This is a genomic window from Kitasatospora sp. NPDC017646, assembly GCF_044329365.1.
In the GTDB taxonomy this organism is placed as follows: Bacteria; Actinomycetota; Actinomycetes; order Streptomycetales; family Streptomycetaceae; genus Kitasatospora.
Map to the genome: position 1 here is coordinate 1 of NZ_JBIRJC010000059.1, position 14621 is coordinate 14621.

Below are 14621 nucleotides of genomic sequence, written 5' to 3' on the forward strand. Positions count from 1 at the left end.
CTCGGGGTCGGACAGGGGCCACCGGGGTGACCACGAGGGCCCGGGCCCGCGCAACCACGCGGACCCGGGCCCTCGCGCCGTTCCCCGGCCGGTCCGCCCGAGTCCCCGGCACGTTCCCGTCCGGGTGGCTCGCTGCTGATGGCCGACCCACGCCGACGGGCGGAGCCTGCCGTATCACGTGATCACCGCCGTGGGCCGTCACCCGGCCGTCGACAGGCACAGGTCGCAGCCCTGTCCGCGGACCCCGTCAGTCGACGTGGACCGTCACGCGAAGCGGGAGCTCCTGACCGGGCCGGCGGAGCGGACGCGGTCGCGCGGGCCTGTCGCGGGCCAGCCGACCGCGCGGGTGGCGAAGGCCGCGAGGGCGTCGTCCGTGTCGGGCGGCGTCCGGCCGTCGCCCTCCGGGGCGGTCGGGGCGGCGGCCAGGATCGCATCGGCGAGTTCCTCGGCCGAGCGCTGGTCGGGCTCGGCCTCCTGCGGCTCGCCGTTCTCGCCGAAGTGCAGGCCCGGCTCCCAGGGGGCGCTCACGATCTGCCCGAGCAGGGTGGAGACGTCGGCCGTCACGGCGGGCGGGTCGGTCCAGCAGGTGGCGTGCTCGAAGAGCAGCTGGTCCTGCGCCCGTTCGTGCAGCTGCGCCACCTCGGCGGGATCGCACTCGTTCAGGTCGTACGCGACCACCAGCGCACCCGGCGTACCCGGCTGGTACGGCGCCGCCGGCACGCCGAGCAGCCGCGCCGCCGCCAGCCCGAGCGCCCGGCTGCCCCGGTCGGCCAGCAGTGCGACCGAGGCGGGCTTGCGGTCGGTGGCGGCCAGCACGGTGCGCAGTCGTTCCAGACCGTGGTGGCAGTGCCCGAAGTCGTCCTGCACGTAGGCCCAGCGGCCGGTCATGCCCTGGTCGAACCCGTGCGGCGAGAGGGTGGTGAGCAGGCCGCCGGTGAGCACGTAGTGCCAACCGCGCAGGTCCTGGTCGTCGACCGGCGGCAGGGCCGCGGCCCGCTCCAGCATCCGTCCGACCCGCTGTGCCGGGCCCACCCAGACCCCCTCGGGGACCGAGAGCGCCTCGTACACCTCCCGGGCCAGGGACGTCTGACCGCTCATCAGGGCGTTGTAGACCGTCAGGTACCGGTCCGGCCAGTCGCCGAGCCGGTCGTCGTGCTCACGCAGCACGGCCAGCGCCTCGGTGTGCCGCTCGCAGCCCTCCAGGGCGGAGACCAGCTCCAGCAGCACCTTGCGCAGGCCGAGCTGCTGGGCGGCGGGCTGCGGCCTGGGCTTGCGGCGGAACAGGCCGGTGCGCGCCGCGGCGGCGGGCGGCGCCTGGACCAGCCGCAGCGCCTCCCGCAGCGCGGGGACGCCCACCGCGTCGATGCCGCGCTCGACGCACGCGTAACCGTAGGCGTAGTGCCGGTCGGCCTCCCCGGGCCCGGCCGCCAGTGCTGTCGAAGCCTCTGCCAAGTCATTGAAACCGGCGCCCTTGGCCAATTCGGCCACCAGCGGAGCGATTTCGGCGGGCGGGAGCCGGTCTGCCACGGAGCGCAGCACCCGCATCGATCCCTGCGAGTCACCGGACTCGAAGAGCTCCCAGGCTTCGGACAGTTCGGTGGTCATGTGTCTCCGGTGTCGGGGGTGTCAGGACCTCAGGATGATCCTCGACCGGCCGCCGCCCGGGCAACTCGATTTCCGCCGACGGTCGGAGCCTGACGATCAGCATCGGCTGGGGTTGTGAGAACCGATCCGAGCTCGTAGCCCGCGAGTCCGCCGGCGCGGTGAAGTTCTCCCTGCGGCGCGCGGTCCGTCCGGGGTTCTGGGATCCAGGCGGCTACGCACGGATCACCACCCACCTGAATGCACCGCTCGGGACGCCGGCGGCCCTCCACGACCCTCGGACGACGAACTCGTCCATGTCGCTGAGGGTTTCGGGTAACTGCCACCGGGTGGCTGGGCGCCTCAGTCGGTGGGGGAGCGGTCGGGTCGGCGAGCCGGGTCCGACGCCGTGTCGGCGATGGCTCGGAGCCGCTCGGCGTAGCGGGCCCAGGCGTCGCGGGCGAGGAAGTGGCCGACGCCGGGCATGGTGTGCAGCCGGGCGCCGGGGATCGCCGCGGCCGTGTCGCGGCCCGCGCTGGTGCGCAGCAGCGGGTCGTCCCCTCCGTGGAGGACCAGGGTGGGCGCGGTGATCCCGGCGAGGGTGCCGCCGTGCCACTTCGCGCCGATCTGGCGGCTCTGCGCCTTGTCGTCCCGGAAGCTCGTGACCTGGTGGGCGGCCTCCTTGCGGACGAACTCGCGGACGTCGTCCTCGCCGACGTCGTGGCTGGGCGCGAGGATCCTGGCGATGGTGAGCGCGAGTTCCAGTTGGCCCTCGGGGGACTGCGGGTGGCGCAGGCGGGTGAAACGGGCGACCGTCCCCAGACGCACGTAGCGCAGGACGCCGAGTCCCCTGACGTCGCTCGGTACGGCCGAGGAACTGGTCAGTGTCAGTACGCGCTCCGGGTGCCTGATGGCGGTGCGCTGCGCCACCAGCCCGCCCATGGAGTGGCCGAACAGGTGGGCGCGCTCCCAGCCGAGGGCGTCGAGGAGGGCGACCGCGTCGTCGGTGAGGTCCTCGGCGGCGTAGGCCGGCGCCTCGCGCCGGAGCAGGGCCAGGAGCGGGTGGGTCCGGCGGAGGTCGGGGAAGTGCGTGGACTCGCCCGCGTCGCGCTGGTCGTAGGCCACCACGTGGAAGCCCCGGCGCACGAGCTCGTCGACCATGCCCGTCGGCCACCAGAAGCGCGAGGCCCCGAGCCCCATGACGAGCAGGAGCGGATCGCCTCCGGCGCCGCCGAGGTCCTCGAAGGCGATCCGAACTCCGTCATTGTCCGCGTACCGCGTTGTCATCCCGGCACTCCCTCACTTTGCGTACGGCGTTCGCAAACATCGCGAACACTGTATGCAAAGCGGTAGAGTGAGGCAATCAAGGAGGTGACGGTGGCACGACCGGACGAGACCGTGATCTGGCTGCGCCCCGAACGGGCGGCGGCGGGCCGGCCGGCGGAACGCAGCCGCGCCGAGATCACCGCCGCGGCCCTCGACCTCGCCGACCGCGAAGGCCTGGACGCGGTCTCCATGCGACGCGTCGCGGCGCTGCTCGGCACCGGCGCCGCCTCGCTCTACCGCTACATCGCGACCCGCGACGACCTGCTCGACCTGATGACCGACGCCACGGCCGCGGAGTACGACCTGCCGCGGCCGAGTGGGGACCGGCACGCCGACCTGCTCGCCCTCGCCCGCCAGACCCGGCAGATCATGCGCCGCCACCCCTGGCTCCCCACCCTGGTCGTCACCCGCCCGGCGCTCGGACCGCACGGGGTGGACGCGCTGGAGCACTTCCTGGAGATCGTCGCCGAGCACCCGGCTCCCGCCCCGCGGAAGCTGGAGGCGTTCGCCCTGCTCAACGCGATGACCGCGATGTTCGTCCAGAACGAACTGGCCGCCACCGCCTCCTCCGCGGCGCGCCGGACCGCCTACCTGCGCCACGCGGTGGCCGCCGGTACCCACCCCCGCGTCACCGCCGCCCTCGCCGCCGCCCCGCCGCCGGGCACGGCCGACGCGGACCCGTTCGACGGCGCGATCACCCGGGTCCTGAACGGCCTGCTGGGCTGACCGCGGTACCGACCCCGGCCCTGACTGCCCCGACCCGCCGCCCCGACGCGACGACCGCCGAACCGGAGGGGCTCGGCGCTCTCGTGGTCCGGCGCTCCCGGTGATCTTCCGGACCGGCCGCCGACGGGCCTGGCCGCCTTCATCGAGGAGACCTCCGGGCCGAAGGCGGCACCTCCGCATCGTCACCTCGCGCGTCCGCGGCGGCGAGCAGGACCTCCGCCGCCTCGGTGCGGACGTACAGGACGTACCGGCCACTGCGGTGGGCGTCGACCAGGCCGGCGGCGCGCAGGGCGCTCAGGTGCTGGGTCAAGCCCTGCTCGCCTACCTATTTGCTCGTGGACCGACAGTCGCTGCCCAGCGCCCTCGACATCGATGAGTTCCGGCCCCACGGGTGATCGGTTCGCGATCACTCAAGTGGCGTGCACATTCGGCCAGTTGACAGTGGCTTCCCACAACGGACAGTTACGTGTCACTCTAGGTGCCCACACGGAACTCTGGTGCAAGACTCGGTGCCCGCAGGGTTATGGGCGGTGAGGGGCAAGATGTCCACCTGGCAGGCGTGTCTTTGGGGTTTGCTTGGTTCAGCGCTCATCGAGGGTTGGGACCTGTACACCGCTATCCATAGCGCCGGCGGGTTTCCGTGGAAAAAGCGAGGCAAGATCCGGCTGGCCCCTTACTTGGTGGCCGTTGTGATCCGGGTAGGCGTTGGTGCGGCGCTCGCTGCTGTGTACAGTGCCTCGAACCAGATCGAAGGCCCCCTGGCCGCTGTCACGGTTGGTATCGCCGCTCCGAAGATCCTGGAGCAGTTGGCCAGGAATCGCCCAACGAGCGACGAAGCAAAGCCCGACCCGGTCTCCGCAGGCGACCGTCGCCCAGTGCGCCACCCGTCCGAAGTGCCAGCTCTTCCTGACCAGGCGTCTACGGAAGGCGGGTCGCTCGATGTCCGCTAGCGTGTTCGCCCGTCGGGTACTTGGCTACATTGCCCGTACCGAGCCCCCGTTTCAGAAGCCACGCCATGTACCACCTCGATCCGGCTTCTTCCCCGCGCTTCGAGCAGCGCTGGCCTCCCAGCCATATCGCCCAGTCTCGCCCGGGGCTCAGTTGTCTCGCGCCGAGCTCACAGACGCCGACCTCGCGGGTGACGATCTGGCCGAGGCCAATCTGACCGGAGCCCGTCTGATCGGCGCCAACTTCACCGGTGCCTACCTGGCCTTCACGGACTTCTCATCGGCCAACCTCACCGGCGCGAACCTCCATGGAGCTCACCTACCCAATGCCAACCTCTCGCGTGCCCATCTACTCGGGGCGAACTTCCACAACGCCTACCTGCACCACACCTCGTTGGTCGGCGCTGACCTGACCGATGCGAACCTGTACGGTGCCGACCTGACCGAGGCCAACCTGCACGGAGCAAAGCTGACCAACGCGAACCTCACCAAGGTGCGTTGGTCGCTGGCGACAAGGTGGCCGACAAGTGCCCTGCACAGAGAGATCCTGGCGCGGTCGGCAGAAGTCAAGCCTGGAGTGTTCGAGGTTCAAGCAGACGAGGCGCGAGACCACGATGAATCGCCTGGCCCCATCCTCGTGTAACTGAGCCGTGGCACCGAGTACCCACCTGACCCCGGCGCCCCTGAATCACCGAGCGTTCGAAACAAGGGTCGTCGTTACCTGGGGTCAGGGGGCATCTTCCATGAGGTGCTCTTGGCTGCTTCCCGGGCCTGAGCCGAGGGGCCCATGCCTCACTCGATGCCGAATGCGCTGGCCGGAGCGGCGGGACGAACGCCCGCCGGCCTGCGGTCGCAGTGCTATGAGCCAAGGTGCTTGAGGAAGTCCGTCACGAACTTCTCACCTTCCTGCCGATCAGTGGAGTCTCGAACATCGATGCGATCAATGTGCTTTACACCCGCATTTCGGAGGAGCCTCTCCCGGCTCGCGCCGTCCGACCGCCGCCCCTTGTGGTGCGGCCCGTCGATCTCGATCACCCCAACCCTGCCACGATATGTGATCAAGATATCGGGCTCGTACGTATGCCCGCAGACCCGCATAGCACCCAATGGCACGATGCCGACGGTGTCGTTGTCCGGCAAAGATGCCTGGCGCTCCTTCAGCAGCCTGTAGACCCGGTGCTCCCACTGGTTCGTGAAGTGGAGCCCGTCTTCCATGGGGTGCTGTGGCTCAAGCCGAACTCGCCGCGCCTGATTGGACTGCCGTGGACCGGAAGCAGCCTTCAGCTGGTCCCTCCAGTCTGTGCTGACGCGCGGGACCAGAGGACGCGCGCGGATGCTCCGCACGGCCTTTCCACCCTTCTCCAGCGCGACGTTCATCGCGCGGTGAATCAAATCTGCTAGCTCCTTGGTGAGTTGATCCGCAAGATGGGGTTAAACGTAGATGACTACGTTGTAGAGCTCTTCGCCCGAGTCTTCGCCCCAACAGTCGAGCTCCAGGGCGGCTGCGTCAGCAAGGAAGCCAGCAGCCTCGGCATGCCCCTGCTGGTGCAGCAGGACGGCCGTGGCGCCGAGGACTCGCTCATCCTCGATACGCTTGAGGTCCGCCTCTGTGAGGCCGTTCGGGTTCTCCAACAGATCATCAAGCGAGCGCAGTTCACCCATACGCAAATGCTCTCATCTCTCGCCGACAGACAGGGCTTGCCAGCCGGACACAACCGGATCAAGGCGCGCTCGCGGCCCATGTACTTGTCCCCGTTCGCATCCGGCCCGGATGATGGGTGCCGACGACGAGCCAGGAGGAGCCGGGCATGGGTGCAAGGCCGCTGCTGAACCGCAGGCTGGCGGGGATGGGGACCACCATCTTCGCGGAAATGTCGGCACTGGCCACGGCCACCGGCTCGATCAACCTCGGGCAGGGCTTCCCGGACACCGACGGGCCCGAGGAGATCCGCGAGGCCGCCGTCCGGGCACTGCGGGAGGGGCGGGGCAACCAGTACCCGCCCGGCCCCGGCATCCCCGAGCTGCGGCAGGCCATCGCCGAGCACCAGCAGCGGTTCTACGGCCTCACATACGACCCGGGCACCGAGGTGCTGGTCACTGCCGGCGCCACCGAGGCCATCGCTGCCGCCTTGCTGGCCCTGCTGGAGCCCGGCGACGAGGTCATCGCGCTCGAACCCTTCTACGACTCGTACGCCGCCTGCATCGCGATGGCCGGCGCTACCCGCGTCCCGCTCACCCTCCGGGCGCCCTCCTTCCGCCCGGACCTGGACGAGCTGCGCGCCCTGATCAACCCGCGCACCCGGCTGCTGCTGATCAACACCCCGCACAACCCCACCGGCACCGTCCTCACCCCGGAGGAGCTCGCTGCTGTTGCCGAGCTCGCCGTCGAGCACGACCTACTGGTGGTCACCGACGAGGTCTACGAACACCTGGTCTTCAGCGGCGGGCACCACCCAATCGCCGCCCTACCGGGCATGCGCGAGCGGACGGTTTCCATCTCCTCGGCTGGCAAGACCTTCTCCTTCACGGGTTGGAAGGTTGGTTGGGTCTCCGCGAGCCCGGCCCTGGTTTCAGCTGTCCGTACGGCCAAGCAGTACCTCACCTACGTCAGCGCCGGTCCGTTCCAGTACGCCGTCGCCGAGGCACTCCGTCTCCCCGACAGCTACTTCGAGGGCTTCCGGGCCGACATGCTCCGCAAGCGGGACCTGCTCTCCGACGGACTGGCAGCCGCCGGCTTCGCCGTGTTCGAGCCCCATGGCACGTACTTCATCACCACCGACATCACGCCACTCGGCGAGAAGGACGGCATGGAGTTCTGCCGAAGCCTCCCCGAGCGCTGTGGCGTCGTCGCCATCCCCAACGCCGTCTTCTACGACAACGCCGAGGCTGGGCAGAGCCTCGTGCGGTTCACGTTCTGCAAACGCGATGATGTTCTCGCTGAGGCCGTAGCGCGGCTCCGGCAGCTCTGACCGCTCTGGCCGAGACCGCACCGCGCGCCGCCCCTACCTGGCAGTGGCAGCGACCGTAGCGGGCCTGATGCTCGGCCCGGCCCCGGCGGCGTTCAGCGCGGCTCGGGCTCGGGACGCCCCGCTGCGGGTGACGGTCTCGCCCGTGCCGACCGCGACGGTCCGGGCTGGAAGGCCCGCGCAAGGGCGGCAGATGCCCGGCTGGGGCACCGGGTCGTGGCACTTGGCGCACTCGGAGTACCGGGCCGCTGCTGAGCGCACGGGGGCCGGTACGGGCGGCATCTTGCGCTCCAGGCGGTTGCGGAGCACCGCCGCGGGCGAGTGCACCGGGGTGGGCAGGCCCGGCAGTAGGGCGGCGGCGAGGTCGGCGTGGCTCGCGCCACGCTCCAGCCACTGGGTGACCAGGCGTGCGAGTGTGCGTGCCTCGACCTCGCCGAGGCGCAGACGGGGCTCGGGGCGGATCACCCGGAACAGCGTGGCGACCGCCTCGCGGACCTGCTCGTCCGGCACCACTGGAGCGTCCTTGGCCTCCTGGCGGTTCTCCTCCCGCCCTCCCGGCTCGTCGACCGCCCCGTCGGCGATCGCCTGGCCGTTCGCAGGGTCGCTGGGGAGGGAGGGTTCTTGGTACCGGTCCTTTGGAAGAGCGTCAGTACCGCCGGTGGTCGCTTCACCGGAGACCGGACGGGTGGCACCCGGGCAGTGCGAGCTGCGGGGTGTCGTAGACGTGGGTCTCGGTGCGGATGGTGCCGTCGGGCATGCGGATCTTCTCGACGCGGTAGAAGCCGGCGTCGGTGAGCTCCTTCAGGGCCTTGCGGATCGCACCGCGGCCCTGGGGGCTGCTGTCGGCCATGTGCCGGCCGTCCTCGCGCCAGCCGTCGGGGCGGGAGAGGAGGTCCGCGAGCAGACCGCGGGCGGTGTAGGAGAGCTGTCGATACTGCAGCATGCAGTTGGGCAGCACAGTGAAGTTGCGCACGTGGGCGCTACGATGGACGCGCATCGGGAGTTAGAGCTCCTGTTGCCGGACCCCGGGGTGTTAGCGCACCGCCGGGGTCGCCTATTTTCGGTTGGACCACGGAACGTACCACGTCACTTGCCACAGCAAGGGCCCGCCTCGCGGTCAGTGGTGGTCAGGATGCCGCCCTCGCCGCCGGAGACGGCCTTGGACTCCTGGAGGCTGAAGCATCCGGCCGCACCCCAGGAGCCGACCGCGCGGCCCTGGTAGAGGGCTCCGTGGGCGTGCGAGCAGTCCTCGACGATCGGCAGGCCGCTGGCGCCCGCGAGCTGGTCCATGCGGGCGGGGATGCCCCAGGGGTGGGGTGGCCAGGACCGCCGAGCAGGCGTCGGCGACCTCGGCGACGGCGGTGGCGGCGGTGTTCGGGCTGTCCGGCTCGATGTCGCAGAAGACGGGGTAGCTGCCGGCCTGGAAGACGGCGGTGATGGCGGAGACCCAGGTCATCGGGGAGACGGCGACACCGGCCTCGGGGTTGGCGCCGGCCGCATGGAGGGCGGCGTGCAGGGACGCGGTGCCGGAGTTGAACGACAGCGCGTGGCGGGTGCCGGTGAGGCGCGCGAAGGCGGCTTCGAGGGCGTTGGTGGCCGGGCCGAGGTTGATCTCGGAGAGGTGGCCGTCGTCGAGGAGCTTGAGGACGGCGTCCTTCTCGGCCTGCCCGTACTTGGGCTCGCGGGGGAACGGGAGAGTGACGGCGGGGTCGTTCACGGGTGTCCTTCCGGGCAGGGCAACAGGATGCTGGGCGGCTTACGGCGGCGGCGCGTGCTGGAGCGGTCGTCGGAGGTGATGGCCGAACAGCACCTCAGCCGCCACGGCACCGGCCAGCGAGCCCTCACCGGTGTGTGATCGCGGCCCTGCGGGGCGGCTTCGGCTGCCCGTCGGTGCCGGCCCGACGGCGTGCCAGCACCCGGCCGCCCCGGACGGCCGCCCCGCCCGGGCGACCGGTGTCCCGGTACGGCCGGACGCGGGCGAGGCGTGGGCGCGTCGCCGCGCCGTCAGCCCAGGTCGAGGGCGTGGGGCAGGCCTCGGTGGTAGCGGGCCTCGTCCTGCTGCTGGAGGGCGGCCAGTTCCGGCGGCTGGTACAGCGGCCACACCGTGCAGCGCGGGGCCGCTGAACCGTCGGCGTCGAGCAGGGAGTTGACCGCTCGGCGGGCGGATTCGTTGGCGCCTTCCATGGTGGCCAGGTCGATGTCGGTGGCGACGTAGTCGCCGGCCAGGAAGAGGTTGGGGACGGCGGTCGTGGCGGAGGGGCGGTTGTACAGCGTGCCCGCCGGGTGGATGAGCAGCTGCTCGCGGTTGGCGGGGGCCGGACCGCCGAGGCCGGTGACGGCCGGGTCGACGAACCAGGTGACCAGGTCCGCGTCGTCCAGGACGCGCCGGCCGCCGCTGTTGAGGGAGTCCTTGAGCTGGGCCCAGGTCTCGCGCACCACCTCCTCGCGGGAGCACTTGAGCGCGGGCTTGCCGTAGACGATCCCCGGCGCGTCCCACTGCGAGACGATCGCCGAGAGGCAGTCGGCCACCTGTCCGTCGCCGTAGTCCCGGCGGAAGTCCCGGTCGGGCCAGAACTGGGCCTGGCCGACGCAGGTGACGGCCCAGGGCGAGTCCACCAGGTCGACGTGGCCGTGCACGATCGGGGTGCGGGTGCGCAGGTAGAACTGGACGCCGACCATCCAGTCGGTCCGCAGCCGGTCGCAGCGCGCGAGTTGCGGGTCGGCGGCGCGCAGTTCGGGGCCCCAGGTGGCGCGGGCGTGCTCGACGGGCATCGCGCTGAGGTAGTGGTCGGCGAGGACGGGGGTGTTCGCCTGCCGTAGCCGCACGCCGGTGATCCGGCCGTCCCGGTACAGCAACTCCTGCACCTCGGCGCCGAGTTCGAACCGGACACCGAGGGCGCGCAGGTGGGCCTCCCAGGGGCCGATCCAGGCCTCGCTGGTGGGGGCGTTGAGGACGCGGTCCGGCTCGCCGTCGTTGCCCCGGCCCAGGGCGTTGTAGACGAAGGCCTGGAGGATCCGGGCGACGGTGCGGGTGCTGGCTTCCTCGGCCCTGGTCGCGACGATGTTGCGGGTGATGCCGACGCCGAGCAGTCGCTGGTAGTCGTACGACATCTCGTCGGCCCGGATGAACCGCCACCACGGGACGCGCTCCCACTGCTCGGAGCGGCGCGGTTCGCAGCTGGTGAAGTGGACCAGCAGCCGGTTGGCGAAGTACGCCACCTCGGTGGCCGGCAGGTGCAGGGCGGTGTCCAGCAGCCCGGTCAGCGTCTGGAGCAGTGCGTCCGGCAGCAGCTCGCCCAGCAGCGGGGGCGCGGTCACGGTGCGGAACGGCAGTCGCAGCGCCGGCCGTCCTCCGGTGCGGGGGAACAGCTCCTCGGTGGCGTTCACCAGGTTGTCGTGGACGCTGCGGCCGACGGCCCCGATGGGCAGCGGGATACGGCGCAGGGTGTCGGGCAGGTTGCGGTAGAAGCCGGGGAAGAAGCGGAAGCCGTGTTCGCCGGGCAGCGGTCGCCGGCCGCCCTCGGCGGTGCCGGGCACGTCCATGCTGCGGGCCTTGCCGCCCAGCACGCCGTTGCGCTCGTAGACCGTCACCCGGTAGCCGCGCTCGGCCAGTTCCTGCGCCGCGCTCAGACCGGCGACCCCGCCGCCGAGCACGGCGACCCGCCGTCCCGGCCTCCCGTCGAGACGCTGCGCCGCCCGCGCCGGCCCGGTGCCGGTCAGCGCGAGGCCGGTGGCGGCCCCGGCCGCCGTGGTGAGCAGGGCGCGCCGGGTGCGTACGGCTGCTGTGATCGTTCGCATGCTCCGTCAACGAGCCTGCGCGAGCGGCGGGCACGGTCAGGGCCGCTGCGGGGACCGAACAGGGCCCGGGAGGTTGCAAAGGGTACTTGCAAAGAGGGTTTGCAACTCGCTAGCGTGCCCTGCATGTCAGTTCAGCCCCCACCCCAGGAGATCACCGACGTCGCCGCGCTACGGGTCCTGGCGCACCCGATGCGGCAGCGGATCGAGCAGCAGCTTCGGCACGGTCCCGCCAATTCGGCCGCTCTCGCGACGGCGTTGGGGGAGAGCACCGGTCTGGTCAGCTACCACCTGCGGCAGATGGCCCGGCACGGCTTCATCGAGGAGGTCCCCGAACTCGCCAAGGGGAGGGAGCGCTGGTGGAGGGCCGTGCCCGGCGACCGCCGCTTCCCGCCGCACAGCCGCCAGACACCGCCGATGCGTGAGGCGCTCCGTGAGATGACCCGCTTGAACATCGCCGAGCTGATCGAGCAGTTCACCCGTTTCGAGGAACGGCGCGACGAGATGGGACCGTGGGCGGACGCCTTCATCTTCGCCCGCAGCACCCTGCGCCTCGCACCCGAGGAACTGCGCTCCTTCTTCGAGGAGTACATCGCCCTGGTCTACCGGTACTCCCGCCCCGCCGACGAGGCCGGCCCCCAGGATCGCGCCGTCCTGGTCCGGCTGCTCGGCTTCCCCGAGACCGACGAGCGACCCGGGCGGTCCGCCGGCCCGGAGGAGGAGTGACCCCGTGACGACCGCTCACATACGCCGGGCAGCCGGACGTGCCCTGGCGGCGTTACTGCTCGCCCTGCCGGTCTGCCTGGCCTGGCCCCGCTCCGCGTTCGCCGCCGACGCCCTGACCCGCACCGAGGTCACCTTCCAGGGCGGCGACGGGCTCACCCTGCACGGAACGATCGTCGAACCGGCGGGCGGCCACGACGCCCTGCCGGGCGTCGTGCTGGTCGGCGGCGCAGGACCCGGCCCGCGCGAGGAGTACCGCGCCGAGGCGGAGGGCTTCGCCCGCGCAGGCGTCGCCACCCTGGTCTACGACAAGCGCACCGCCGGATACTCCACCATGCACCGGGACTTCGGGCTCCTGGCCGAGGACGCGTCGGCCGGGGTGCGAGTGCTGCGCACCCATCCCGGCGTGCGGCCGGACGCGGTCGGGCTGTGGGGCTTCAGCGAGGGCGGCTGGGTGGCGCCGCTGGCCGCGACCCGCTCCCCGGACATCGCCTTCGTGATCACCATCGGCGGATCCGGGCTGTCCCCGCTGCGCACCCAGACCTGGAACCTCGACACCCACCTCGCCCACCGCGGCGCCCCGGGCTCGCTGCTCGGCGCGATCGACGGACCCGGTGCCCGACTGCTCGACGGCGCGGGACTGTTCCCCGAGGCCGACTACGACCCGCTTCCCGTGCTGGAGCACCTGCACCAGCCGGTGCTGGCCCTGTGGGGCGAGTACGACACCAAGGTCCCCCCGCAGGAGAGCGCGCGGATCTTCCGCACCGTCCTCGCCGAGGCCGGCAACGACCACGTCACGATCGCCTTCGTTCCCGGCGCGGGCCACAACGGCCACCGCAGCTCGGACGGCTTCGACAGCCTCGGCGGCCCGACCTTCCAGGGCCACCCGCTCGGGGAACTCGGTCCCGGCTACCTGGACGTGATGGCCTCGTGGACCGAACAGGTCGCCGCCGGCCACCCGCTGCTGTCCAGCACCGCCCCGGCGCCGGCCCAGAAACGCGTGAGCCATGCCGCCACGGCAGACCCCTGGTACCAGCAGGCCGGCACCGGCCGGACGGCACTGGCCGCCCTCGTGGCGGCCTACCTCGCCGGCCCCCTGGTCGGATCGCTCCGCCGGGCACCGGCGCCGCTGCGCCGCCGGGTCCGCTGGCTGGCCGTGCTCGGCACCGCGGACGTCGTCGCGGCACCGCTGTTCGTGATGTCCGTCTTCGCCACCGACGGGAAGGCCACCGGCCCGGTCGTCGCCGGCCGCCCGGCCCTCTGGCTCCTCCTCCAGGCGGCCACCGCCGCCGTCCTCGTGCTCACCGTGGCCGTGGCGCTGGCGGCGTGGCGCGAGCGGCGGGCCCTGGCCGTCCGCACGCGGGTGGCCGTGGCCGTGCACCTCGCCGCCGGAGTCGTGCTCGTCCCCTGGGCGCTGGGCTGGGGCCTGGCCTGAGCAGTCGTCGGTTCCGACGCATCCCACCGTCCGACGGGCCGGCTCCGCCACCGTCGTCCGTCCCCGCCCGACGCCGGTCCGCCGGGTTCCGGCCGACGGCGGACCGGCCCGGGCGAGGGCGGGGGCACTCGCAGGCCCGGGCCGGTCCGCCGTCGAAGAGGTCCTGGCCGCGCGGACCTTGCCGCCGGCCGTCAGGATCACGGGGTGACGCCCGTGGATCCACGCGTGAGCACGGTCCCGAACCGACGGGCTCGGTCAGCCGATCGGTGGTGCGAGGTATTCCAGCGCATAACCGTTGCCCGAGGGAGTCACCCGGGCGATGCCGGGTGAGTCGAGGTGGGCGCCGGCGACGAAGTGGTGCGGCTGGACGAGTCGTTCGAGGAGGGCCGCTCGGGCGGCGCGGGCCTGGGGCTGGTCGCCGTCGAGCTCCCAGGACACGTTGGGCTGTTCGAACTGGAGCGTGGGAACGTGCACGGTGTCGCCCCAGACGAGGAGGTGGCCGGTGCCGCTCCTGATGTCGTAGACGGTGTGACCGGGGGTGTGGCCCGGTGTCGGGATCGCGGTGGTCCAGTCGTTGATCGCGACCTCCTCCGACACGGGTACGACCCGGTCGCGGAGCAGCTCCAGCCGCCCGGTGAACACCGATGCGTCGCCCGCGCCGATCCACACGCGCTCGAGTTTGGTGAACGCCTCCGAACCGTCCGGCGTGATCAGGCCACTCACGTGGTCCTCGTGCCTGTGGGTGATGGCCACGTCGGTGATGCCCGCGCGGTCGACTCCCGCCTCGTCGAGCGCGTCGTAGATCAGTCCCATGGTGGGGTCGTGCCAGACGTCGGACGCGCCGGTGTCGATGAGGACCGACCGCGTGCCGTCGGTGACGTAGAAGGCGTTGACCGACAGCCGCAGGTTGTCGCCGGCCAGCGGGACGGCGGCCGGAAGCACGTCGAGTGTGCATCCGTCCTCGTCGCGGAGCCGGGTCGGCGGCATGTCGATGTACCCGTCTCGCAACGAGATCACCCGCAGGTGGCCGAATTCGAACGTGGCGTGGTGCCGGCCACTCGAGATCAAACGCATGGAACCTCCGTCGTGTCGGGCGCGGCACCGCCGTGGATCACCGGGCGG

The 14621-nt window shown here is 71.7% G+C and carries 16 protein-coding genes and 1 pseudogene; 6 read left to right on the top strand and 11 right to left on the bottom strand.

Going from position 1 to position 14621, the window contains the following annotated elements; translation table 11 throughout:
* Positions 1-264: 264 nt before the first annotated feature.
* The gene (locus ACH4J0_RS39230) at positions 265-1605 is read right to left on the bottom strand and encodes a hypothetical protein (RefSeq protein ID WP_396245977.1); all 1341 of its coding nucleotides are present in this window, start codon (positions 1603-1605) and stop codon (positions 265-267) included.
* Between the two features lie 339 nt (positions 1606-1944).
* The gene (locus ACH4J0_RS39235; RefSeq protein ID WP_396245978.1) at positions 1945-2868 is read right to left on the bottom strand and encodes an alpha/beta fold hydrolase; all 924 of its coding nucleotides are present in this window, start codon (positions 2866-2868) and stop codon (positions 1945-1947) included.
* A gap of 90 nt (positions 2869-2958) precedes the next feature.
* On the opposite strand from ACH4J0_RS39235, the gene ACH4J0_RS39240 reads away from it, so the two are divergent.
* The gene (locus tag ACH4J0_RS39240; RefSeq protein ID WP_396245979.1) at positions 2959-3633 is read left to right on the top strand and encodes a TetR/AcrR family transcriptional regulator; all 675 of its coding nucleotides are present in this window, start codon (positions 2959-2961) and stop codon (positions 3631-3633) included.
* Positions 3634-3772: 139 nt separating this feature from the next.
* On the opposite strand, the gene ACH4J0_RS39245 is transcribed toward ACH4J0_RS39240, so the two are convergent.
* Positions 3773-3943, bottom strand: coding sequence for a hypothetical protein (locus ACH4J0_RS39245; RefSeq protein ID WP_396245980.1), 171 nt, complete (start codon positions 3941-3943; stop codon positions 3773-3775).
* Between the two features lie 232 nt (positions 3944-4175).
* Between ACH4J0_RS39245 and ACH4J0_RS39250 the strand changes: the two genes are divergently transcribed.
* Both ACH4J0_RS39250 and ACH4J0_RS39255 read left to right on the top strand, forming a co-directional pair.
* Positions 4176-4583: a hypothetical protein gene (locus tag ACH4J0_RS39250; RefSeq protein WP_396245981.1), complete on the top strand. Its 408-nt coding sequence runs from the start codon at positions 4176-4178 to the stop codon at positions 4581-4583.
* A 151-nt stretch (positions 4584-4734) separates the two neighbouring features.
* Positions 4735-5223 carry a pentapeptide repeat-containing protein gene (locus ACH4J0_RS39255; protein WP_396245982.1) on the top strand — a complete coding sequence of 163 codons (489 nt, stop codon included), beginning with the start codon at positions 4735-4737 and terminating at the stop codon, positions 5221-5223.
* Positions 5224-5438: 215 nt separating this feature from the next.
* Here ACH4J0_RS39255 and ACH4J0_RS39260 read toward each other — a convergent pair whose 3' ends face one another.
* Positions 5439-5957, bottom strand: a complete 519-nt coding sequence (locus ACH4J0_RS39260; protein ID WP_396245983.1) for a hypothetical protein — start codon at positions 5955-5957, stop codon at positions 5439-5441.
* 54 nt (positions 5958-6011) lie between these two features.
* Positions 6012-6242 carry a hypothetical protein gene (locus tag ACH4J0_RS39265; protein ID WP_396245984.1) on the bottom strand — a complete coding sequence of 77 codons (231 nt, stop codon included), beginning with the start codon at positions 6240-6242 and terminating at the stop codon, positions 6012-6014.
* A gap of 146 nt (positions 6243-6388) precedes the next feature.
* Between ACH4J0_RS39265 and ACH4J0_RS39270 the strand changes: the two genes are divergently transcribed.
* Positions 6389-7549, top strand: a complete 1161-nt coding sequence (locus tag ACH4J0_RS39270) for a pyridoxal phosphate-dependent aminotransferase (RefSeq protein ID WP_396245985.1) — start codon at positions 6389-6391, stop codon at positions 7547-7549.
* Between the two features lie 33 nt (positions 7550-7582).
* Here the strand turns inward: ACH4J0_RS39270 and ACH4J0_RS39275 are convergent, their stop codons facing one another.
* The 5 genes and pseudogenes from ACH4J0_RS39275 to ACH4J0_RS39295 form a co-directional block, all read right to left on the bottom strand.
* Positions 7583-8056 (bottom strand): hypothetical protein, encoded by a 474-nt coding sequence (locus tag ACH4J0_RS39275; protein ID WP_396245987.1) that lies wholly within the window; start codon positions 8054-8056, stop codon positions 7583-7585.
* A 157-nt stretch (positions 8057-8213) separates the two neighbouring features.
* Positions 8214-8543: a hypothetical protein gene (locus ACH4J0_RS39280; RefSeq protein WP_396245988.1), complete on the bottom strand. Its 330-nt coding sequence runs from the start codon at positions 8541-8543 to the stop codon at positions 8214-8216.
* Positions 8544-8632: 89 nt separating this feature from the next.
* The gene (locus tag ACH4J0_RS39285) at positions 8633-8836 is read right to left on the bottom strand and encodes a DegT/DnrJ/EryC1/StrS family aminotransferase (RefSeq protein ID WP_396245989.1); all 204 of its coding nucleotides are present in this window, start codon (positions 8834-8836) and stop codon (positions 8633-8635) included.
* Between the two features lie 22 nt (positions 8837-8858).
* A pseudogene (locus ACH4J0_RS39290) lies at positions 8859-9263 on the bottom strand (DegT/DnrJ/EryC1/StrS family aminotransferase); the annotation flags it as partial.
* 287 nt (positions 9264-9550) lie between these two features.
* Positions 9551-11344 (bottom strand): FAD-dependent oxidoreductase, encoded by a 1794-nt coding sequence (locus ACH4J0_RS39295; RefSeq protein ID WP_396245990.1) that lies wholly within the window; start codon positions 11342-11344, stop codon positions 9551-9553.
* Positions 11345-11467: 123 nt separating this feature from the next.
* On the opposite strand from ACH4J0_RS39295, the gene ACH4J0_RS39300 reads away from it, so the two are divergent.
* Positions 11468-12067: a helix-turn-helix domain-containing protein gene (locus ACH4J0_RS39300; protein ID WP_396245991.1), complete on the top strand. Its 600-nt coding sequence runs from the start codon at positions 11468-11470 to the stop codon at positions 12065-12067.
* Positions 12068-12071: 4 nt separating this feature from the next.
* Complete coding sequence (locus ACH4J0_RS39305) at positions 12072-13499, top strand: alpha/beta hydrolase family protein (RefSeq protein WP_396245992.1); 1428 nt, start codon at positions 12072-12074, stop codon at positions 13497-13499.
* A 255-nt stretch (positions 13500-13754) separates the two neighbouring features.
* On the opposite strand, the gene ACH4J0_RS39310 is transcribed toward ACH4J0_RS39305, so the two are convergent.
* A complete protein-coding gene (locus ACH4J0_RS39310; protein ID WP_396245993.1) occupies positions 13755-14573 on the bottom strand; it encodes an MBL fold metallo-hydrolase in 819 nt (272 codons plus the stop codon).
* Positions 14574-14621: the final 48 nt, after the last annotated feature.